17 protein-coding genes are annotated in these 20,856 nt (G+C 61.1%); 13 read left to right on the forward strand and 4 right to left on the reverse strand.

Annotated features, from left to right (window positions below; genetic code table 11):
- The first annotated feature begins 204 nt into the window (after positions 1-204).
- The 4 genes from gltB (at position 205) to DET50_RS10490 (ending at position 8,011) form a co-directional block, all read left to right on the forward strand.
- Positions 205-4,653, forward strand: coding sequence for a glutamate synthase large subunit (gltB, locus tag DET50_RS10475; protein WP_113862805.1), 4,449 nt, complete (start codon positions 205-207; stop codon positions 4,651-4,653).
- 78 nt (positions 4,654-4,731) lie between these two features.
- Positions 4,732-6,150 carry an FAD-dependent oxidoreductase gene (locus tag DET50_RS10480; protein ID WP_113862857.1) on the forward strand — a complete coding sequence of 473 codons (1,419 nt, stop codon included), beginning with the start codon at positions 4,732-4,734 and terminating at the stop codon, positions 6,148-6,150.
- A gap of 261 nt (positions 6,151-6,411) precedes the next feature.
- Complete coding sequence (hemE, locus tag DET50_RS10485) at positions 6,412-7,476, forward strand: uroporphyrinogen decarboxylase (RefSeq protein WP_113862806.1); 1,065 nt, start codon at positions 6,412-6,414, stop codon at positions 7,474-7,476.
- Between the two features lie 163 nt (positions 7,477-7,639).
- The gene (locus DET50_RS10490; RefSeq protein WP_113862807.1) at positions 7,640-8,011 is read left to right on the forward strand and encodes a PilZ domain-containing protein; all 372 of its coding nucleotides are present in this window, start codon (positions 7,640-7,642) and stop codon (positions 8,009-8,011) included.
- 106 nt (positions 8,012-8,117) lie between these two features.
- Here DET50_RS10490 and radA read toward each other — a convergent pair whose 3' ends face one another.
- Positions 8,118-9,494, reverse strand: coding sequence for a DNA repair protein RadA (gene radA, locus DET50_RS10495; RefSeq protein ID WP_113862808.1), 1,377 nt, complete (start codon positions 9,492-9,494; stop codon positions 8,118-8,120).
- Complete coding sequence (gene ettA / locus DET50_RS10500; protein WP_113862809.1) at positions 9,494-11,155, reverse strand: energy-dependent translational throttle protein EttA; 1,662 nt, start codon at positions 11,153-11,155, stop codon at positions 9,494-9,496. Before ettA ends, radA begins: the two co-directional genes overlap by 1 nt.
- A gap of 259 nt (positions 11,156-11,414) precedes the next feature.
- Between ettA and glyA the strand changes: the two genes are divergently transcribed.
- The 8 genes from glyA (at position 11,415) to DET50_RS10540 (ending at position 18,029) form a co-directional block, all read left to right on the forward strand.
- A complete protein-coding gene (gene glyA / locus DET50_RS10505) occupies positions 11,415-12,668 on the forward strand; it encodes a serine hydroxymethyltransferase (RefSeq protein WP_113862810.1) in 1,254 nt (417 codons plus the stop codon).
- Positions 12,669-12,737: 69 nt separating this feature from the next.
- Entirely contained in the window at positions 12,738-13,256 is a 519-nt protein-coding gene (gene nrdR / locus DET50_RS10510) for a transcriptional regulator NrdR (RefSeq protein ID WP_113862811.1), read from the forward strand.
- The gene (gene ribD, locus DET50_RS10515; RefSeq protein WP_113862812.1) at positions 13,253-14,368 is read left to right on the forward strand and encodes a bifunctional diaminohydroxyphosphoribosylaminopyrimidine deaminase/5-amino-6-(5-phosphoribosylamino)uracil reductase RibD; all 1,116 of its coding nucleotides are present in this window, start codon (positions 13,253-13,255) and stop codon (positions 14,366-14,368) included. The genes nrdR and ribD overlap by 4 nt, the downstream gene beginning before the upstream one ends.
- Positions 14,369-14,433: 65 nt before the next feature.
- A complete protein-coding gene (gene ribBA / locus DET50_RS10520) occupies positions 14,434-15,549 on the forward strand; it encodes a bifunctional 3,4-dihydroxy-2-butanone-4-phosphate synthase/GTP cyclohydrolase II (RefSeq protein WP_113862813.1) in 1,116 nt (371 codons plus the stop codon).
- Between the two features lie 46 nt (positions 15,550-15,595).
- Entirely contained in the window at positions 15,596-16,072 is a 477-nt protein-coding gene (gene ribH, locus DET50_RS10525; protein WP_113862814.1) for a 6,7-dimethyl-8-ribityllumazine synthase, read from the forward strand.
- On the forward strand, positions 16,072-16,548 hold the full coding sequence (nusB, locus tag DET50_RS10530) for a transcription antitermination factor NusB (RefSeq protein WP_113862815.1): 477 nt from the start codon (positions 16,072-16,074) through the stop codon (positions 16,546-16,548). The genes ribH and nusB overlap by 1 nt, the downstream gene beginning before the upstream one ends.
- Positions 16,549-16,551: 3 nt before the next feature.
- Positions 16,552-17,505, forward strand: coding sequence for a thiamine-phosphate kinase (thiL, locus tag DET50_RS10535; protein WP_113862816.1), 954 nt, complete (start codon positions 16,552-16,554; stop codon positions 17,503-17,505).
- Entirely contained in the window at positions 17,502-18,029 is a 528-nt protein-coding gene (locus DET50_RS10540) for a phosphatidylglycerophosphatase A family protein (RefSeq protein ID WP_113862817.1), read from the forward strand. The genes thiL and DET50_RS10540 overlap by 4 nt, the downstream gene beginning before the upstream one ends.
- Before the next feature lie 21 nt (positions 18,030-18,050).
- Here the strand turns inward: DET50_RS10540 and DET50_RS19495 are convergent, their stop codons facing one another.
- A complete protein-coding gene (locus tag DET50_RS19495) occupies positions 18,051-18,254 on the reverse strand; it encodes a DUF6316 family protein (RefSeq protein WP_092005718.1) in 204 nt (67 codons plus the stop codon).
- A 257-nt stretch (positions 18,255-18,511) separates the two neighbouring features.
- Between DET50_RS19495 and DET50_RS10550 the strand changes: the two genes are divergently transcribed.
- Positions 18,512-19,159 (forward strand): DUF2057 family protein, encoded by a 648-nt coding sequence (locus tag DET50_RS10550; RefSeq protein WP_113862818.1) that lies wholly within the window; start codon positions 18,512-18,514, stop codon positions 19,157-19,159.
- Positions 19,160-19,181: 22 nt separating this feature from the next.
- On the opposite strand, the gene DET50_RS10555 is transcribed toward DET50_RS10550, so the two are convergent.
- On the reverse strand, positions 19,182-20,762 hold the full coding sequence (locus DET50_RS10555; RefSeq protein ID WP_113862858.1) for a WS/DGAT/MGAT family O-acyltransferase: 1,581 nt from the start codon (positions 20,760-20,762) through the stop codon (positions 19,182-19,184).
- Between the last annotated feature and the right edge of the window lie 94 nt (positions 20,763-20,856).

Raw genomic sequence — 20,856 nt, forward strand, 5'->3', positions numbered from 1 at the left:
CCTGGAGTCGAAAAAAATTCATATAAGATAAAGCTTATTGAGCTATTGCAATGGCTTTGCTCTCCCCTAAACTTTAGGCTGGTTTGAATACGTAGTTCTACGTGTGTAAAATAGCCGGCCCCTTTTTTCAGTGTCAGTACATTTATGCACCATCTTGGTGCGCAAGTTTCTGATTGAAAAGCATTTCTACGCGAGAGAACGCTTATGATGACAGGTTTGTATCACCCCGATGAATTCAGGGACAACTGTGGATTCGGTCTGATTGCCCACATGAAGGGCGAGGCCTCCCACAAGTTGCTGCAAACTGCCATCGAGTCGCTGACCTGCATGACCCACCGAGGTGGTATCGCTGCAGACGGAAAGACCGGCGATGGTTGTGGCCTCCTGATCCAGAGCCCCGATGCATTTCTGAAGAAAGCGGCGAAGGCGGCTTTCGGCAAGGAGCCGGGAGACCTGTTTGCTGTGGGTCAGGTTTTCCTGAACCCGGATGAAAACAAGGCCGCGGCGGGTCGCGCGGCGCTTGAGAAGCGCCTGACAGAGCAGGGCCTGGAAGTGATGGGCTGGCGGGAAGTGCCCGTTGATGACAGCTGCCTTGGCCCCATGGCGCTGGATTGCCTGCCCCGAATCGAGCAGGTTTTCGTGGTTCCGGCGGGAAAGGCCGAGAAAGAGTTCGCAATCAGCCTGTTTATCGGCCGACGCCACGCCGAGAGCGATATGGCTGATGATCCAGAGTTCTATATCTGCAGTCTTTCGCATCGTACCCTGGCCTACAAGGGCCTGATGATGCCGGCGGATCTGGCGAACTTCTACAAGGATCTGGGCGACCCGGACCTGCAGACGGCCATTTGTGTGTTCCACCAGCGCTTTTCTACCAATACCATGCCCAGGTGGCCGCTGGCGCAGCCCTTCCGCTATCTGGCCCACAACGGTGAAATCAACACCATCGACGGCAACCGGAACTGGGCGATTGCCCGGGCGGCCAAGTTCAGCTCGCCGGAACTGCCGGATCTGCAGACTCTGCAGCCGCTGGTTAACCTGACCGGCTCCGACTCTTCCAGCATGGACAACATGCTGGAAGTGCTGCTGGCCGGTGGCGTCGATCTGTTCCGTGCCGTGCGCATGATGATTCCGCCCGCCTGGCAGAATGTCGACACCATGGATTCCGAGTTGCGGGCGTTCTATGAGTACAACTCCATGCACATGGAGCCCTGGGACGGTCCTGCGGGCCTGGTTATGTCCGACGGCCGTTATGCTGTGTGCATGCTCGACCGCAACGGCCTTCGCCCGGCGCGTTGGGTCATTACCAAGGACGATTTCATTACCCTGGCTTCCGAGATCGGCACCTACGGCTATGAGCCGGATGATGTGGTTGCCAAGGGTCGGGTCGGTCCTGGCCAGATGCTGGCGATCGATACCGAGTCCGGTGAGGTGTTGCATACCAGGGACATCGACCAGCGCCTGAAAACCGCCCAGCCGTACAAACGTTGGTTGCGTGAAAATGCGCTTCGTGTCGAGACCACGCTCAACCAGGACACCCCGGAATTCAAGCTGATGGATTCCGACGAGCTCCTGGTGCACCAGAAGATGTTCAACGTCTCCTTCGAGGAGCGCGACCAGGTACTCCGGCCGCTGGCAGAGAATGGCCAGGAAGCGGTCGGCTCCATGGGGGACGACACTCCCATGGCCGTGCTTTCCAGCAAGGTGCGCCATGTGGCGGATTATTTCCGCCAGAAGTTTGCCCAGGTGACCAACCCGCCGATTGACCCGCTGCGTGAATCCATTGTCATGTCTCTCGAGACCTGTCTCGGGGCCGAGCGTAACGTCTTTGAGGAAACTGCGGAGCATGCGGACCGGATCATCCTGACCACGCCGGTGCTGTCTCCGGCCAAGTTCCTCCGCATCAGCAACAACGACCGCCCCGGATTCGAGGTGGCGCGGATTCCCATGAGCTACCGGCCGGAACTCGGCCTGGAACAGGCGATTCGTGATGTCTGTGATCGCGCGGAGCAGGCGGTACGTGACGGCAAGATCCTGCTGATCCTGACCGACAAGGATCTGAAAGAAGGCGAGTTGCCGGTGAATGCCCTGATGGCCACTGGTGCGGTCCATCATCACCTGGTCCGCAAGGGTCTGCGTTGTGATTCCAATATCATCGTTGAAACCGGCTGGGCGCGGGATCCCCATCATTTCGCCGTGCTGTTCGGCTTCGGTGCCACCGCCGTTTATCCGTACCTGTCCTACCAGGTGCTGAACGATCTGATTCGCACCGGCGAAGTGGTGATCGATCCGATCGATGCCAAGAATAACTACCGCAAGGGCATCAATAAGGGCCTGCTGAAGATCCTGTCCAAGATGGGGATCTCCACCATTACGTCCTATCGTGGCGCCCAGTTGTTCGAAGCTATTGGTCTGGCAGACGACGTCGTGGATCTTTGCTTCAGAGGCGTCCCCAGTCGTATCCAGGGTGCAGGCTTCATCGATTTCCAGGAAGACCAGGAGAAGCTGGCATCCGTTGCCTGGAAGGCCCGCAAGCCGGTTTCCCAGGGCGGCCTGCTCAAGTATGTTCACGGCCAGGAATACCACGCCTTCAATCCGGACGTGGTCGGCAAGCTACAGGAAGCGGTAACCAGCGGTGATTACGGTCATTACAAGGAGTATGCCGGCCTGGTTAACGAGCGTCCGGTGGCAACCCTCCGGGACCTGCTTGGCTTCCGTCAGGATCTCAAGCCGATTGATATTTCCGAAGTCGAGCCGGTGGAGAATATCTTCACGCGTTTCGATTCCGCAGCGATGTCCCTGGGGGCTCTGTCTCCGGAGGCGCACGAAGCCCTGGCAGTAGCCATGAACACCCTGGGCGGTCGCTCCAACTCCGGTGAGGGCGGTGAAGATCCGGCCCGTTACGGCACCGAGAAGCGTTCCAAGATCAAGCAGGTGGCGTCTGGCCGCTTTGGTGTAACCGCCGAGTACCTGCGTAGCGCCGATGTCATGCAGATCAAGGTGGCCCAGGGCGCCAAGCCCGGTGAGGGCGGCCAGCTACCGGGCGGCAAGGTCAACGACCTGATTGCCCGCCTGCGGTACTCCGTGCCGGGCGTCACCCTGATTTCGCCGCCGCCGCACCACGATATCTACTCCATCGAGGATCTGGCACAGCTGATCTTTGACCTCAAGCAGGTCAATCCGAAGGCGCTGGTTTCGGTGAAGCTGGTGTCCGAGCCGGGTGTTGGCACCATCGCGGCCGGTGTGGCCAAAGCCTACGCCGACCTGATTACAGTCTCCGGTTACGACGGTGGTACCGCGGCCAGCCCGCTGACGTCCATCCGTTATGCCGGCTCCCCCTGGGAGCTGGGCCTGACCGAAACCCAGCAGGCCCTGCGCGCCAACGACCTGCGCGGCAAGATCCGCCTGCAGACTGACGGCGGTATCAAGACCGGCCTGGACGTGGTCAAAGGCGCCATCCTCGGTGCCGAGAGCTTCGGCTTCGGTACCACGCCGATGGTGGCGCTGGGCTGTAAGTACCTGCGGATCTGTCACCTGAACAACTGTGCCACCGGTGTCGCCACCCAGAACGATCACCTGCGCGAAGAGCACTTCAAGGGCACGGTGGAAATGGCGATGAACTTCTTCCGCTTTGTGGCGGAAGAGACCCGGGAATGGATGGCCAAACTGGGCGTTCGCAGCCTGGAAGAACTGGTGGGCCGCGTGGACCTGCTGGAGCGTCTGCCGGGTGATACCGAGCGCCAGAAGAAGCTGGACCTGACCCGTCTGCTGGAGAACGACAGCATTCCGGCGGACAAGCCCCAGACCTGCCAGGTGGAGCGGAACGAGCCGTTCGACCGGGGCACTCTGGCTGAGCAGATGGTCAAGGACACGGCGACTGCCATCGAGAACAAGTCCGGTGGCGCTTGGTCCTATAAGGTCACCAACTGTGACCGCTCCATCGGTGCCCGCCTGTCCGGCGAGATCGCCGAGCGGCATGGCAACCAGGGCATGGTGGATGCTCCGATCACCCTGGATCTTACCGGTACCGCAGGCCAGAGTTTCGGGGTCTGGAACGTGGGTGGCCTGAACCTGATCCTCGAGGGTGATGCCAACGATTACGTGGGCAAGGGCATGACCGGTGGCAAGCTGGTCATCAAGCCGCCCCGTAACAGCGGTTTCAAGAGCCAGGAAACCTCCATCATGGGCAACACCTGTCTGTACGGTGCCACCGGTGGCAAACTGTTTGCAGCGGGTACCGCCGGTGAGCGTTTCGCGGTCCGTAACTCCGGTGCCCACGCGGTGGTCGAAGGTGCCGGTGATCACTGCTGTGAATACATGACGGGCGGTCTGGTGACTGTGCTGGGTAACACCGGGCATAACTTCGGTGCCGGCATGACCGGTGGTTTTGCCTACGTACTGGACCAGCACAATGCCTTCGTGGACAAGTACAACCACGAACTGGTAGAGATCCAGCGTATTTCCAGCGAGGACATGGAGTCCTACCGCAACCACCTGCGTGGTGTTATCCGTGAGCACATCGCGGAGACCGGCAGCGAGTGGGCGGAGCACATTCTTGAGAATTTCGACGACTACATCGGCCGTTTCTGGCTGGTCAAGCCCAAGGCTGCCAACCTGCGCAGCCTGCTGGCCAGTACCCGGGCACGCCCGGAGTAACCGCCCGGTTCGAAGAGGTTTGGGGGTGTGCGGCGGGTCCGACACCCCGGTCGAAATTGAGCTGATGAGAGCATCATGATGAAAGAGCGACTGAGTAACGACTTCCAGTTTGTCGAAGTTGGACGGATCGATCCCAAGAAGGTCCCGGCCAAAAAGCGGAAGAAAGAGTTTGGTGAAATCTATCACCCGTTCACCGCGGATAATGCCGCGACCCAGGCCCATCGCTGCCTTGAGTGTGGCAATCCATACTGTGAGTGGAAGTGCCCGGTACACAACTACATCCCCAACTGGCTGAAGCTGGTTTCCGAGGGCAACATCATGAGGGCGGTGGAGCTGTGTCATCAGACCAACTCGCTGCCGGAAGTATGTGGCCGGGTCTGCCCGCAGGACCGTCTCTGCGAGGGCGCCTGTACACTCAATGACGGTTTCGGCGCCGTGACCATCGGTTCCGTGGAGAAGTACATCACCGATACCGCCTTTGCCCTGGGCTGGAAGCCCGATATGTCCCGGGTGAAGTGGGCCGACAAGAAGGTTGCGGTGATCGGCGCTGGTCCTGCCGGTCTGGGCTGTGCGGACATCCTGGTCCGTAATGGCGTTAAGCCGGTAGTGTTCGACCGCTACCCGGAAATCGGTGGCCTGCTGACCTTCGGTATCCCCGAGTTCAAGCTCGAGAAGTCCGTGATGTCCCGTCGCCGCGAAGTCTTCCAGGAAATGGGCGTGGAATTCCGCCTGGCCACCGAAGTGGGCAAGGACGTGCAGCTCAAGGACATCATCGATGAATTCGATGCCGTGTTCATGGGCATGGGCACCTATACCTACATGAAGGGCGGTTTCCCGGGCGAGAACCTGCCGGGCGTTTATGATGCCCTGCCGTTCCTGGTGTCCAACGTCAACCGCCGCCTCGGTTTCGAGAAGGATCCGGCAGACTTCATCGACATGAAGGGAAAGCGGGTCGTTGTGCTCGGTGGTGGTGACACCGCCATGGACTGCAACCGCACTTCCATCCGTCAGCAGGCGGAGAGCGTGACCTGCGCCTATCGCCGGGACGAGGCCAACATGCCCGGTTCCCGCCGCGAGGTAGCCAACGCCAAGGAAGAGGGCGTGAAGTTCCTGTTCAACCGTCAGCCCATCGCGATCATTGGTGAAGATCGTGTGGAAGGCGTGAAAGTGGTCCAGACCCAGCTCGGCGAGCCGGACGAGAATGGCCGTCGCCGCCCGGAAGTGGTTCCGGGCAGTGAGGAGGTGATTCCCGCGGACGCCGTCCTGGTCGCCTTCGGCTTCCGCCCCAGCCCGGCTGACTGGTTCGATGAGCAGAAGATCGATACCGACGACTCCGGCCGCGTCACCGCACCGGAAGAGTCGGAGTTCGCCTTCCAGACCAGCAATCCGAAGATCTTCGCCGGCGGCGACATGGTCAGGGGCTCCGACCTGGTGGTCACCGCCATCTGGGAAGGGCGCCAGGCAGCAGAGGGCATCCTCGACTACCTGGACGTCTGAGACATCAGCCCGGGTCCTAGCCCCAGGGGTCTGAAGAAAACCTTCTTCTGACCCCGAGTTAGCGCCAAATCCCGAAGCCAGAGTCCAAGTCGGGGTCAGATGAAAGCTTTCATCTGACCCCTTTTTCACGCCGACTCCCGAATTCCCGAACCCGGGGTCAGAAGAAAGCTTTCTTCAGACCCCTTGTCCACGCCTTCCCAATTCCCCCAAACCGCGTATCATTGCACCCCAGAAAATTTAATACCCAGGCCAGGAGTTCCCATGACCGAGCTGAAAAATGACCGTTTCCTGCGTGCCCTGATGCGCCAGCCCGTAGACCGTACCCCGGTGTGGATGATGCGCCAGGCCGGCCGCTATCTGCCGGAGTACCGCGCCACCCGGGCCAAGGCCGGTGATTTCCTGAGTCTGTGCAAGAACACCGAGCTGGCCTGTGAGGTCACTCTGCAACCCCTCGAGCGCTTCCCGCTGGACGCTGCCATCCTGTTCTCCGACATCCTGACCATTCCGGATGCGCTCGGGCTCGGTCTGTATTTCGAGACCGGTGAAGGGCCCAAGTTCAAGCACACGATCCGTTCGGCGGCGGATGTCGATGCGCTGCCCGCAATAAACGCAGAGGTGGACCTGGACTACGTCATGAACGCCGTGTCCACGATTCGCTCCGCCCTTGGCGGGCGGGTACCGTTGATCGGGTTCTCCGGAAGCCCCTGGACCCTGGCGACCTACATGATCGAGGGTGGCTCGTCGAAGGATTTCCGCGAGGCCAAGAAGCTCATGTATGGCCAGCCGGAGGTGATGCATCGCCTGCTGGATCATTTGGCGAACGCCGTGATCGACTACCTCAACGGTCAGATCAAGGCCGGTGCCCAGGCGGTACAGATCTTCGACACCTGGGGCGGCGTGCTGAGCAGCTGGGCCTACGAGGAATTCTCCCTCCGCTACATGAAGAAGATTGTCGACGGCCTGATCCGCGAGAGTGATGGTCGGCGGGTGCCGGTGATCCTGTTCACCAAGAACGGTGGTCAATGGCTGGAAACCATTGCCGATTCAGGATGTGACGCAGTGGGTCTGGACTGGACCACCGATATCGGCAATGCCCGTGCCCGGATTGGCGACCGCGTCGCCCTGCAGGGCAATATGGATCCGGCCATGCTGTATGCCCCGAAAGAGCGCATCCGTCAGGAAGTGGCGGACATCCTGCGCCGCTTTGGTTCCGGGACCGGCCATATCTTCAACCTGGGCCATGGCATCACCCCGGATGTGGATCCGGAGCATGCCGGTGCCTTTATCGAGGCGGTGGTCGAGTTGAGTCCGGAATACCACCGGTAAGAGCCTGCCTGGTCATAGAAAAAGGGGTCAGATGAAAGCTTTCATCTGACCCCGTGTTCACCCCGTCAAGCCAAGCTGCATTTCCCCATTTCACTCCGATTACTGGCCGGTTTATCCTGTCCGGACTATGGTCATATAAAAAACCGACAACAGGAGTAACCGCTTGTCCGCACACGTCCAAGACAAACGCCGATTCCAGCGCATCGAATTCGACGCCCCCTGTGAGCTGCACTGGCAGGACAACTTCTGGCGCACCGAGGTTCTGGATATTTCCATGAGGGGAGTGCTGGTGAAGCGGCCGGAAGGCTGGTCAGCGCCGCTCCGGCAGCCCTGTGAGGTGGTGATACACCTGGACGATCATTCGGCGGCGATCGTCATGGCGGTGGAGTTGAAGCATGTGGACGAGGAGCGCCTGGGGTTCAGTTGCCAGTACATTGATCTGGAGAGCGCCACCCATCTCAAGCGGCTGGTGGAGCTGAATCTCGGGGATCCGGCGCTGCTGCAGCGGGAATTTGCCCGGTTGGTCGAGAGATAAAAACGGGGTCAGATGAAAGCTTTCATCAGACCCCATGGTCACACGCCAAAAACTCGGCCAAGCTCCGGGGTCAGATGAAAGCTTTCATCTGACCCCTCTTTCACGCCTAAAACTCTTCCAGCGCCGCCAGTGCATCACTCAGCTTGGCTACCGGCACCACCTTCATCCCCTCAACCGGCTTGCGCGGCACGTTGGCCTTGGGCACCAGGGCACGGGTAAACCCATGCTTGGCAGCCTCGTAAATCCGCTCCTGCCCGCTGGGCACCGGCCGAATCTCGCCAGATAGCCCGACCTCCCCGAAAATCACCAGATCCTGGGGCAGGGCGCGGTCGCGGAAGGAGGAGACAATGGCTGCCAGAAGCGCCAGATCGGCGCTGGTTTCGTTGACCTTCACGCCGCCCACCACATTGACGAAGACATCCTGATCCGACACGTGCATGCCGCCGTGCCGATGGAGCACAGCCAGCAACATGGCCAGCCGGTTCTGGTCCAGGCCGACGGCAACCCTTCGGGGATAACCGCCCTGGGCCATGTCCACCAGTGCCTGGATTTCCACCAGCATGGGCCGGGTGCCTTCCCAGACCACCATGACCACACTGCCGGGCGCGGCCTCCTCGCCCCGGTTCAGGAAGATGGCGCTGGGGTTCTTCACCTCTTTCAGGCCCTGTTCCAGCATGGCGAACACGCCCAGCTCGTTCACCGCGCCGAAGCGGTTCTTGATGCCGCGCAGGGTGCGATACCGGCTGTCGCTGGAGCCTTCGAGAAGGATCGAGCAGTCAATCATGTGCTCGAGAACCTTGGGGCCTGCCAGGCTGCCGTCCTTGGTGACGTGCCCGACCAGGAACAGGATGGTGCCGGTCTGCTTGGCAAAGCGGGTCAGAAACGCGGCGCTCTCCCGGACCTGTGACACCGAGCCCGGGGCTGACTCGATGTCGGCAACATGCATGACCTGGATACTGTCCACTACCAGGATTTTCGGCTTTTCCGCCTCGGCCACCTGCATGACCCGCTCGACGCTGGTTTCCGACAGCATCTTCAGGTCCCTTGTGGGCAGGCCCAGGCGCTTGGCGCGCATGGCCACCTGTTGCAGGGACTCCTCGCCGGTGACATAGAGGGCGGGAACGCTCTCGGCCAGGTGACAGACCGCCTGCAGCAGCAAGGTACTCTTGCCCGCACCGGGGTGGCCACCCATGAGCACCGCCGAACCTTCCACCAGACCGCCGCCAAGGACCCGGTCGAACTCCTGCATGCCCGAACTGGTCCGTGGCTGCTCGGCCAGGCTGACCTCATCCAGGCTCTGGACCTCCGACAGACTGCCGGCAAAACCCTCGAACCGGGCGCCCCGGGCGCCCTTGGCATTGCTGCTCACGCCGCGCACTTCGCTGATGGTGTTCCACGCCTGACACGCGGTGCACTGGCCCTGCCACTTGGAATAATCGGCGCCGCATTCCGTGCAAACAAAGGCGGTTTTTGCTTTGGCCATTACGCCAGCTTCTTGTACTTCATCCGCTTGGGCTGCATCGCGGAATCGCCCTTGCGCTTCTTGAAGTCTTCGTCGTACTCGCTGAAGTTGCCTTCGAAGTAGACCACTTCACCATCATCCTCGAATGCCAGGATGTGCGTGGCCACCCGGTCCAGGAACCAGCGGTCGTGCGAGATCACCAGCGCCGAGCCCGGGAAGTTCAGCAGGGCCTCTTCCAGGGCGCGGAGGGTTTCCACGTCCAGGTCGTTGGTGGGCTCATCCAGCAGCAGCACGTTGCCGCCCTGTTTCAGCAGCTTGGCCAGGTGCAGGCGGTTGCGCTCGCCACCGGACAGGTCGCCGACCCGCTTCTGCTGGTCGCTGCCCTTGAAGTTGAAGCGGCCCACGTAGGCGCGGGACGGGGTCTCGTAGTTGCCGACCTTGATAATGTCCTGGCCGTCGGAGAGCTCTTCCCAGACGGTCTTGCTGCCGTCCAGGTCACGCATCTGGTCGACGTAGGCGATGTCCACCGTCTCACCGAGGGTGATGTCGCCAGAATCGGGTTTGTCATAGCCCGCGATCAACTTGAACAGCGTGGACTTACCGGCACCGTTACCGCCGATAATGCCGACAATGGCGCCCGGCGGTACGCTGAAGGAGACGTCTTCGTACAACAGGCGGTCACCGAAGGACTTGCTGATGCCCTCCACCTCGATCACCTTGTTGCCCAGGCGTGGTCCGGGCGGAATATAAAGCTCGTTGGTCTCGTTGCGCTTCTGGAATTCCTGGGAGCTCATCTCCTCGAAGCGGGCCAGACGGGCCTTGCTCTTGGACTGGCGGCCCTTGGTATTACTGCGGACCCACTCCAGCTCCTGCTTGATGGCCTTCTGGTGGGACGCCTCCTGCTTGGCTTCCATCTCCAGCCGCTTCTCCTTGTTTTCCAGCCACTGGCTGTAGTTGCCCTCGAACGGAATGCCGTGGCCACGGTCCAGTTCCAGGATCCAGCCGGCGACGTTGTCCAGGAAGTAACGGTCGTGGGTAATGGCTACCACGGTGCCTTCGTAGTCGTGCAGGAAGCGCTCCAGCCAAGCCACGGATTCGGCGTCCAGGTGGTTGGTGGGCTCGTCCAGCAGCAACATGTCCGGGCCGGACAGCAGCAGGCGGCACAGGGCCACCCGGCGGCGCTCACCACCGGAGAGAACGCTCACTTTCTGATCCCAGGGCGGGAGACGCAACGCATCGGCGGCGACTTCCATCTTGCGCTCGATGTCGTGGCCATCGGTGGCCTGGATGTAAGCTTCCAGTTCACCCTGCTTCTTGGCCAGGGCGTCAAAGTCGGCATCCGGCTCGGCATAGGCAGCGTAAACCTGGTCCAGTTCCGCCAGGGCGTCGTGGACACCGGAAACTGCCTCATCGACGATTTCCTTGACCGTCTTGTCTTCGTCCAGCTCTGGCTCCTGGGGCAGGTAGCCGACGTTGATGCCAGGCTGGGGGCGGGCTTCCCCGATGTAATCCTGGTCCACGCCGGCCATAATACGCAGCAGGGTGGATTTACCGGCACCGTTCAGGCCCAGTACGCCGATCTTGGCGCCCGGGAAGAAGCTCAGGGAAATGTCCTTGAGGATTTCACGCTTGGGCGGAACCACCTTGCCCACGCGGTTCATGGTGTATACGTACTGGGCCATAACTGGCTGTGTCCTCTGTTAAATTCGGAGGTAATAAAAAGCTACTTGCAGATTAGCCACGTAAGGTAGCGAAACAGGCTCGCTATGGCAATTGACGGAAAACCGAAGATTGCGATGTGACGGTATCTGCGGACGGTTTAAAGGATGATTTTTCACCCGTTTTCAAGATAGAATAGCGACCCAATTTTTCCGGGCCACCGGCGTTTTGTCCTCGCGGGCAGGGCGCCGGGCCAGCAAAGCACACAGAGGCAGCACATCCATGTTTAATCGTGATATGAAAATCGCCGGCTACGACGACGAACTCTGGACCGCGATGGAAGAGGAGCGCAAGCGTCAGGAAGCGCACATCGAGCTGATCGCATCCGAGAACTATACCAGCCCGCGGGTGATGGAAGCCCAGGGCAGTGTGCTGACCAACAAATACGCTGAAGGCTATCCCGGCAAGCGCTACTACGGTGGCTGCGAATTTGTCGACAAGGCCGAAGTGCTGGCCATCGAACGTGCCAAGGAACTGTTTGGTGCCGCCTATGCCAACGTGCAGCCGCACTCCGGTTCCCAGGCCAACTCCGCGGTGTTCATGGCCCTGCTCAAGCCGGGCGATACCGTGCTGGGAATGAGCCTGGCCCACGGTGGTCACCTGACCCATGGTGCCAGCGTCAACTTCTCCGGCAAGATCTACAACGCCGTGCAGTATGGCATCAACAACGAAACCGGCCTGATCGACTACGACGAGGTCGAGCAGCTGGCTGTTGAGCACAAGCCGAAAATGATCATTGCGGGCTTCTCAGCCTACTCCCAGGAGCTGGATTTTGCCCGCTTCCGCACCATCGCGGACAAGGTCGGTGCCTACCTGTTCGTGGACATGGCCCACGTGGCCGGCCTGGTTGCCGCTGGCGTTTACCCGGACCCGGTGCCCCACGCCCACGTGGTGGCAACTACTACCCACAAGACCCTGCGCGGTCCCCGTGGCGGCCTGATCCTGGCCTGTGACGACGAAGACCTGCAGAAGAAGCTGAACTCTGCCGTGTTCCCGGGCGGCCAGGGCGGCCCGCTGATGCACGTGATTGCCGCCAAGGCCGTGTGCTTCAAGGAAGCCATGAGCGACGAGTTCAAGGCCTATCAGCAGCAGGTGGTCAAGAACGCCGCTGCCATGGCAGACGTGTTCATCGAGCGTGGCTATGACGTGGTTTCCGGCGGCACCAAAAACCACCTGTTCCTGGTCAGCCTGATCAAGCAGGACATCACCGGTAAGGATGCGGATGCGGCCCTGGGCCGTGCCCACATCACCGTCAACAAGAACGCGGTCCCGAACGATCCGCGTTCCCCGTTCGTCACTTCCGGTCTGCGGATCGGCACCCCGGCCGTGACCACCCGTGGCTTCGGCGAGTCCGAGTGCCGTGACCTGGCTGGCTGGATGTGCGACATCCTCGACAACCTGGAAGACGAGTCCGTCAACGCCCGGGTGCGCGAGCAGGTCGAAGCCCTGTGCGCCCGCTTCCCGGTCTACGGCTAAACTTCAGGCAAGACCCCGCCGGACCGGTCAACTGATTGCCGGTCCGGCTCCTCTCCGGAGTTCCCGATTATGCATTGTCCTTTCTGTGGTGAAGCAGATACCAAGGTGATTGACTCTCGGCTGGTGGCCGAGGGGGATCAGGTGCGCCGCCGCAGGGAGTGCCTGTCCTGCCATGAGCGCTTCACGACTTTCGAAACCGCCGAGTTGGTCATGCCCCGCGTGGTCAAACAGGACGGGACCCGTCAGCCGTTTGACGAGGACAAGTTGCGGGCCGGTCTCATGAAGGCGCTGGAGAAGCGGCCGGTCAGTATCGAGGAGATCGACGCGGCCCTGAACCGGATCAAGTACCGCCTGCGGGCCACCGGCGAGCGGGAAGTGAAATCCATGCAGCTGGGTGAAGAGGTGATGACCGAGTTGCGTCAGCTGGACAAGGTGGCCTATGTCCGCTTTGCCTCGGTTTATCGCAGTTTTCAGGACATCAACGAGTTCAAGGAAGAGATCGAGCGGTTGTCGGCCAACAACGGCGAGAATGCCGTGGACGTGGCCAAGGCACTGGCGGACAACCAAACCCGGAAAGGCAAGTCATGATCGACGTCCGTGACAGGGCGATGATGGCCCGCGCCGTCCAGCTGGCCTGGCGGGGGCGGTACTCCACCCACCCGAATCCGCGCGTTGGCTGTGTCATTGCCCAGGGTGATCGTATCGTGGGTGAGGGCTGGCATGAGCGAGCCGGCGAGGCCCACGCCGAGATCCGGGCGCTGAGCCAGGCCGGTGCCGAGGCACGGGATGCAACCGCCTACGTGACCCTGGAGCCGTGCAGTCACTTCGGTCGGACACCGCCTTGTGCGCGTGCGCTGATCGAGGCTGGGGTGAGTCGTGTTTTTGCCGCCACAAAGGATCCCAACCCGTCGGTTTCGGGGCGCGGCCTGGATATGCTCCGGGAGGCCGGCATCAAGGTCACGGAAGGTTTGCTGGCAGATGAAGCCGTCCGCCTGAACCCGGGCTTCATGAAGCGAATGAACACCGGGCGCCCCTGGGTGCGTCTGAAGATGGCAGCCAGTCTCGACGGCCGAACTGCCATGGCCTCCGGCGAGAGCCAGTGGATCACCGGCCCGGAATCAAGGCGTGATGTCCAGCGCCTGCGGGCCATGAGCGATGCCATCCTGACTGGTGTGGGCACGGTGCTGGCGGATGATCCTTCCATGACCGTACGTCGGGAGGAATTGGGCGACATCGGTGATGCAACCGAGCCCTCACGCCAGCCGCTTCGGGTGATCGCGGACCGGGATGCCCGTACACCGCCCTCAGCCACCATCCTTAGGGGTGGCAATGTCCAGCTGTTTTGCGCCTCGTCTGCCCTGCCATCAGCGCCTGCCCAGGATCTCGCGGCACTGGGGATCAGCCTCACCGGCGTGGCCTGGAAGGACAACGGTGTGGACGTGGCCGAGCTGCTGGATTCACTGGGCGAACTGGGGATCAACGAGCTGCTGGTGGAGGCCGGGCCGACCCTGGCCGGCACGTTCATCAGCGAAAACCTGGTGGATGAACTCTGGCTTTACCAGGCACCGGTATTTCTCGGTAGTACCGGGCGACCGACGGCAAACCTGCCACTGGAAACCATGGCGGACAAGGTACAATGGAACGTACTGGACCGGCGCCAGGTTGGAGAGGATCAGCGCCTGATCCTGACTCCACGCTAATTCACTAAATTCATGGCCCGGGCAGGGTGGATGTCTGCCGGGAAGCCACAAGGGTGCGACACCGTATGGCACTGAACAGCATTGAAGAAATCATCGAAGATATCCGTCAGGGCAAGATGGTCATCCTGATGGATGATGAGGACCGGGAAAACGAAGGTGACCTGGTGATGGCCGCCGAGCACTGCACGCCGGAAGCCATCAACTTCATGGCCCGGTTCGGCCGGGGCCTGATCTGCATGCCCATGACCCGCGATCGCTGCGAGCAGTTGGGCCTGCCCCTCATGGTCCAGCAGAATGCCTCCGGGTTCGGTACCAAGTTCACCCTGTCCATTGAAGCCAGGGAAGGTGTGACCACCGGCATTTCCGCCGCCGATCGCGCCCGCACCGTGCAGGCTGCGGTGGCGAGGGATGCCAAGGCGTCCGATCTGGTCCAGCCGGGACATATTTTCCCGCTGATGTCCGATCCCGGCGGTGTGCTCAGCCGTGCCGGCCACACCGAAGCCTCCTGTGACCTGGCCGCGCTGGCCGGATGCGAGCCGGCTGGTGTGATCTGCGAGATCATGAACGACGACGGCTCCATGGCCCGCCGGGAAGATCTGGAGCGCTTCGCCGAGGAGCATGATCTCAAGATCGGCACCATCGCCGACCTGATCCATTACCGCACCATGAATGAGCGGACCATCGAGTGTGTTGAGGAAAACGAACTCGACACCGAGTACGGTCTGTTCAACCTGCGCACCTACCGGGACAACATCCAGGGTGCCACCCACCTGGCCATGGTCATGGGTGATATTACCCCGGAGGAGCCGGCGTTTGTACGGGTCCACATCACGGACACCCTGCGTGACCTGCTGGGTGCGCGCCGCAAGGATTCCCGGAGCTGGCCGTTGCACCATGCCCTGGAAAAGGTTGCCAGCGAGGGCCGTGGTGTCGTGGTGCTGCTCAACAGTGCGGAAGACAGCTATAACCTCGAGGACCGGATTCACGAGTTCTTCGACGAAGGCCAGAAATCTGCCGGCAAGGGCAGTTCCGGCGTTTATTTCACGGTGGGAACCGGGTCGCAGATCCTGCGGGATATCGGTGTTGGCAAGATGCGCCTGCTGAGCCCGCCCATCAAGTTTTCCGCCATTTCCGGCTTTGATCTGGAAGTGGTGGAGTACGTTCCCTACACCCCCGAATGAGAAACCCGGCCGTCCAGCAGCCGGACGGCCAGTGAAGGAGCCATCGATGGCAGATATCAAAGTAATTGAAGGTGATTTTACCCAGTGCAGCGGCCGTTACGCCCTGGTCGTGGGTCGTTTTAACGGTTTCGTGGTGGAAAGCCTGGTTGAAGGCGCGATCGATACCCTGCGCCGGCACGGCATTTCCGATGACGACATCGCCATTATCCGGGTGCCGGGCGCCTACGAGATGCCGCTGGCGGTCAAGCGAGTGGCCGAGACCAGCGAATATGACGCCATCATCGCCCTGGGCGCGGTCATCCGCGGTGGCACCCCGCATTTCGAATACGTGGCCGGTGAGGCCTCCAGTGGTCTGGGCGCGGTCAGTCTGGATACCGATGTTCCGGTAACCTTTGGCGTCCTGACCGTGGATTCCATCGAGCAGGCCATCGAGCGCTCCGGCACCAAGGCCGGCAACAAAGGCGCCGAAGCGGCTATCACCGCGCTGGAAATGGTCAGCCTGTTCAAGAAGCTGGGTGAGTAATGAGCGAAACTGACGGCACCACCCCTCAGCAGCCTGCCTCCGGGCAACCCAAGGCCGGCGATCGCCGCCGTGCCCGGGTGCTGGCGATGCAGGGTCTGTATCAGCGCCACTTCAGCAAGAGTTCGATCTCCGACATCGAAGCCGAGTTCATGATCGACAACGACATGAGCAAGGTGGATCTGCTGTACTTCCGGGATCTGCTGCGCGGCGTGCATCGGGAGCAGGGCGAGCTCGATGGCTTGCTGGAACCGTTCCTCGACCGCCCCCTGGCCGAGGTGGACCCCATTGAACTGGCCATCGTCCGTCTGGGCGCCTACGAGCTCAAGAACCGGCTGGACGTTCCCTACCGGGTTGTGATCAACGAGGGGATCGAGCTGGCCAAACGCTTCGGAGGTACCGAAGGTCACAAGTTTGTTAACAGCATCCTCGACAAGCTCAGCCGCCGTCTTCGCCTGGCCGAGACACGTCCGCGCTGAGTAATGGGTGAGTTTGACCTGATCCGTCGTTATTTCCTGCCGGTCGCTGAACAGCAGGGCCATCCGGACCTGTTGCTGGCTCTGGGAGATGACTGCGCAATCCAGCGCGTTCCTGTGGATCAGGACCTGGTGTTCTCGGTGGACACCCAGGTAGAAGGCGTTCACTTCCCGCGGGGCTACCGGCCCGAGTACACCGCCTGGCGGGCGCTGGCTGCGGCCGCCAGTGATCTCGCGGCCATGGGCGCGAGCCCGGTCTGTTTTACCCTCGCCCTGACCCTGCCGGAGGCCAATGAACGCTGGCTCGAAGGTTTTGGCAGTGGCCTGGCGCAGGCCGCTTCCCGGTTCGGGCTGGCCCTGGCTGGTGGCGATACCACCCGCGGCCCGCTGACCATCTCCATACAGGTTCACGGAACGGTTCCGAAAGGGCAGGGGCTGATGCGCTCCGGCGCAAAGGTCAATGATCTGGTGGCGGTTTCCGGAACCCTGGGCGATGCCGGCGCCGCCCTGAACTATCTTGACGTACCGGAGCCGAATGACGATGAGCGTGCCCTGCTGGAGCGGTACCATCATCCTCTTCCCAGGTTAGAGCTGGGCCAGGCCCTGCGAGGGTTCGCCTCCGCCTGCATTGATATCTCCGATGGCCTGAGTGCCGATCTCGGCCACATCCTCGAGTGCTCCGGTGTCGGCGCGACACTCAATACGTCGTTGCTGCCGTTATCCGGGCCACTGAAGAGGTGTACCGGTGAGGGTGCTCCACACCTGGCATTGTCCTCCGGCGACGATTACGAGCTTTGTATTACTGTCAGTGAGGAACGTTGGGCCACGCTGCCCGAGGGGGTAAAGAACCAGTTGACGGTGATTGGGCGTATCGACGGTGAAGCGGGCATCCGTTTTGACAATGGTGCGGTTGCGAATTCGGGCCCGCAGGGCTTCGATCATTTCGGGAGTAATTCATGAGTCGTGAGCAGGATCTTGGAGAACCGGAACTGACCCAGGCGCTCCTGCCACCGGGATTCCTGAAGAATCCGGTGCACCTGCTGGCGTTCGGCTTCGGCAGTGGCGCAGCCGCCCGGGCTCCCGGAACCTGGGGCAGCCTGGCTGCCATCCCGCTGTGGTACGGGATTGCCTGGCTTCCCGGAGCGGTCTACTGGGCCGTGGTTGCTCTGGCCTTTCTGGTCGGGATCTGGTTATGCGGGAAAACGGCGTCGGACCTGAAGGTCCACGACCATGGCGGCATTGTCTGGGATGAGTTTGTCGGTATGTGGATAGCTCTGGGCCTGTTCCCGGACCAGATCTACGGCGTGCTCATGGCCTTTGCCCTGTTCCGGCTGTTTGACGTCGTCAAGCCGTGGCCCATCGGCTGGCTGGACGAACGCCTGCCAGGCGGTCTGGGCATCATGGTTGATGACGTGGTGGCCGGCTTCATGGCCCTCGGCTGCCTCTACGCCATTGACCGCTGGCTGATGCCCATCATTATCTGACAGGCAAGGGCCAGGCGCGGGTCAGTGCAGTTTCTGCTCTTCCGGAAGCATCCGGACCACGTGCAAAAACCGCTTCAGGCCAATTTCAGCCCTCTCCCGAGAACTGAAGGGGCCACTGTCAAATCCCTCTCGCGTGGTGAAGTACCACTTGCTCCCGACGCAGAAGAAACGACTGCTGCGAAAGGGCACGGGCCCCTCTTCTCCGGACCTGCATTGAGTGTCCATTGATGTCTCCTGAGCCCGTTTCTGGTTTTATTCTTTCGGGCGCCGTATGGATTCAGCCGATGGTTTAAAATTAATCCAATCCGTACCAAATTCAACATTTTTTTACATTTATACGCTGCCGCAATTCGAAACAGATTGTCGGGACCGGCACGGGAACCTTACGCCTGTCTTGCGCTTGCAATGGGCGGCGGTCAAAATGCAGGGCATCGTATATCAACCTCAACGCCTTCCTTTTTCTGTGATATCAAGGAGATTTCATGAGAACCAGTCGAGTATGCGCCATCTTCAAGTCCCTGCTGTCCGGCCTGCTTGTCCTCTCCCTCGCCGGGTGTGCCTCCAATATCAGTCGGGTGGAAACCTGGGAGGGCAGTCCGGCCAATGCCGGCGACGCGGCCACTCTCAAGGCTCCCGGTGAAATCGAGGTGACCAGTGTCAATGGCCGATCACTCACCAACTTCATGATGGACGATCTTGCCCTGGACTATGCTCTGTTGCCGGGCCAGAACCAGGTTGTCTTCACCTACAAGACAATCTGGGCAAAATCCGGCGTGGTCGAGAATGGTGAATCCAAAGTCCACGTCATCGAGAGCCAGCCCCAGGTGGTCCGGTTTGATGCCGAGCCTGGTGAAGTGTATCGCTTTGCCTTTGACAAACCCGCCAACCGCGCCGAAGCCGAGCAGATGACTGACACATTCTCGGCAACGATTGTCACTGGCAGTGGCCAGGAAGTCGCAACATCCAGTGACTGGGACCCGAAGAACGTCTCGGCACGTACACCACTGCCGGGTGCTGACAGCGCCAGCAGCGGTGTGGAAGGTGGCACGGCTCTGGAACAGCTCAAATCCATCTGGGCAACCGCCAGTGAGGAAGAAAAGCGCGCATTCCTGCGCTGGGCTTTCGAGTAAACTTCACTCCGGTAAGATCCTGTCAGGCGCGGAATCGCTTCAGGGTCTTGCGCAGTGCGCTCTCGAACAAGGTCAGGGCCTCATCGGTCAGGCTCTGGCCCGCAACCTCGCGGGGCGCATCCCCGCTCTCGGCCGGCGCCACGTCCGGCGCACTTTTCTCGATGCTAGCCAGGCTATCCTCGACCAGATCCGGAAGTGATCCGCCGTCCGCCACCACGTCCGGGCACAGGGTGAAATTCAGGGTCAGCCTGCCCTGATAGCTCACCGCCACGATGACCAGTCCCATACTGTCGAACAGCGGCGCCGTGTTGTACTGCCGTACCAGCCTGGCTCCCTGCAGGTACAGCGGTACCTGGGGCCCGGGCACATTGGTGATTGGCAGGTTGAACACCGGTTGATAGCGCTGGGCGATCTGCAGTTCCGAGTATAGTCGGGCGGACAGGGCCAGCATGGTGGAGGGCAGAAGTTCGGTGAGCCGGTCGGCGGCAATGGCCTCACGGTAGGGTTCCGACGCAACCGCGTTCCAGTGTATCTGGCGAATGCGTTTGGCCGGATCCGGCTCGTTGGTGGCCAGATCCAGCAGCATGGCAGACATCTGGTTGCCCGTGGCCCGGCGCAGACTGCTGGAGCGGACCGAGATCGGCGTCATGGCTACCAGGGAGCGGTCAGTATCCGCCTGCTGGGTGGCCAGGTACCGGCGCAGCGTCTCGGCGCACAGGCCCAGCACCACATCGTTCAGGGTGACGTCTCCCAGCGTGGCCTTGATGGCCTTCAGCCTGGAGAGCTCCACCGTGGTGGCCACTATCTGCCGGTTGGCGGTGATCTGGCGATTGAACGGGCTGTGGGGTGCCGAAAACAGGGGCAAGGGTAAAGGCAGTTTGCGTAACTGCTTCTGGATCACGCCCCGCGCGGTCGCTTCGGCGGCCGTCATCGCCAGGGAGGTTACCTGGAGCGGGGTGCGCAGCAGATTAGCCCCCGCCTGCAGCATCACCCGCTCCTCCGAGGGCTCCGGGCATGGCTGCCAGGGCCGCGGCGGCGAGATTGGTCGGGGTTCCGGCGTATATTCCAATAGTTTGCCGATGATCTCCTCGCCACTGAAGGCGTCAATGGCGGCGTGGTGCAGTTTGACGATCAGCGCAAAGCCCTTGTTGCCACCCCCGGGGTCTGAAGAACTTGTTCTTCTGACCCCATTTTCATCCCTGCCCCCTCGTTCATCCCCAAGGGTAAAACCATCCACAAAAGTAATATGCCAAAGCGGCCGATCCCGCTTCAGCGGCTCCTCCAGAATCTTCGAGGCCAGCGCCATCAAATCCGACTGATGACTATGCTCCGCCAGATTCACATAGGCCAGGTGACGCTCTATGCTGAAATCCGGATCATCGATCCAGTAGGGACGCCCCAGCCGCAGCGGAATCTCCTTCAGGCGCTGGCGGAACACGGGAACCACGTGCAGGCGGCTGCGAAGATAGGCGACGAATGTGCTGAACGGCAGCGGCTCGTTCCGGTTGCTGGCATCGAACAGGTAGACCCCGCCAATGTGCATGGGTGCAGTTTCCGATTCCAGGTACAGGAACGAGGCATCAAGTTCCGACAGCTGCCGCATCATGGGACTCCCTTCGGCGTGTTTTCCCGCAGTATAAACGAATGACCGATCAATTCAGTTGACTGGGCATCTGTCACCCACAGGTGTCGCGGGC

It is taken from the genome of Marinobacter pelagius (assembly GCF_003315345.1).
Taxonomy (GTDB): Bacteria; Pseudomonadota; Gammaproteobacteria; order Pseudomonadales; family Oleiphilaceae; genus Marinobacter; species Marinobacter pelagius_A.

Coding starts and splice junctions, on each gene's coding strand:
- gltB (WP_113862805.1), top strand. CDS start 205: ATGATGACAGGTTTGTATCACCCCGATGAATTCAGGGACAACTGTGGA.
- DET50_RS10480 (WP_113862857.1), top strand. CDS start 4,732: ATGAAAGAGCGACTGAGTAACGACTTCCAGTTTGTCGAAGTTGGACGG.
- hemE (WP_113862806.1), top strand. CDS start 6,412: ATGACCGAGCTGAAAAATGACCGTTTCCTGCGTGCCCTGATGCGCCAG.
- radA (WP_113862808.1), bottom strand. CDS start 9,494: ATGGCCAAAGCAAAAACCGCCTTTGTTTGCACGGAATGCGGCGCCGAT.
- ettA (WP_113862809.1), bottom strand. CDS start 11,155: ATGGCCCAGTACGTATACACCATGAACCGCGTGGGCAAGGTGGTTCCG.
- glyA (WP_113862810.1), top strand. CDS start 11,415: ATGTTTAATCGTGATATGAAAATCGCCGGCTACGACGACGAACTCTGG.
- nrdR (WP_113862811.1), top strand. CDS start 12,738: ATGCATTGTCCTTTCTGTGGTGAAGCAGATACCAAGGTGATTGACTCT.
- ribD (WP_113862812.1), top strand. CDS start 13,253: ATGATCGACGTCCGTGACAGGGCGATGATGGCCCGCGCCGTCCAGCTG.
- ribBA (WP_113862813.1), top strand. CDS start 14,434: ATGGCACTGAACAGCATTGAAGAAATCATCGAAGATATCCGTCAGGGC.
- ribH (WP_113862814.1), top strand. CDS start 15,596: ATGGCAGATATCAAAGTAATTGAAGGTGATTTTACCCAGTGCAGCGGC.
- nusB (WP_113862815.1), top strand. CDS start 16,072: ATGAGCGAAACTGACGGCACCACCCCTCAGCAGCCTGCCTCCGGGCAA.
- thiL (WP_113862816.1), top strand. CDS start 16,552: ATGGGTGAGTTTGACCTGATCCGTCGTTATTTCCTGCCGGTCGCTGAA.
- DET50_RS10540 (WP_113862817.1), top strand. CDS start 17,502: ATGAGTCGTGAGCAGGATCTTGGAGAACCGGAACTGACCCAGGCGCTC.
- DET50_RS19495 (WP_092005718.1), bottom strand. CDS start 18,254: ATGGACACTCAATGCAGGTCCGGAGAAGAGGGGCCCGTGCCCTTTCGC.
- DET50_RS10550 (WP_113862818.1), top strand. CDS start 18,512: ATGAGAACCAGTCGAGTATGCGCCATCTTCAAGTCCCTGCTGTCCGGC.
- DET50_RS10555 (WP_113862858.1), bottom strand. CDS start 20,762: ATGCGGCAGCTGTCGGAACTTGATGCCTCGTTCCTGTACCTGGAATCG.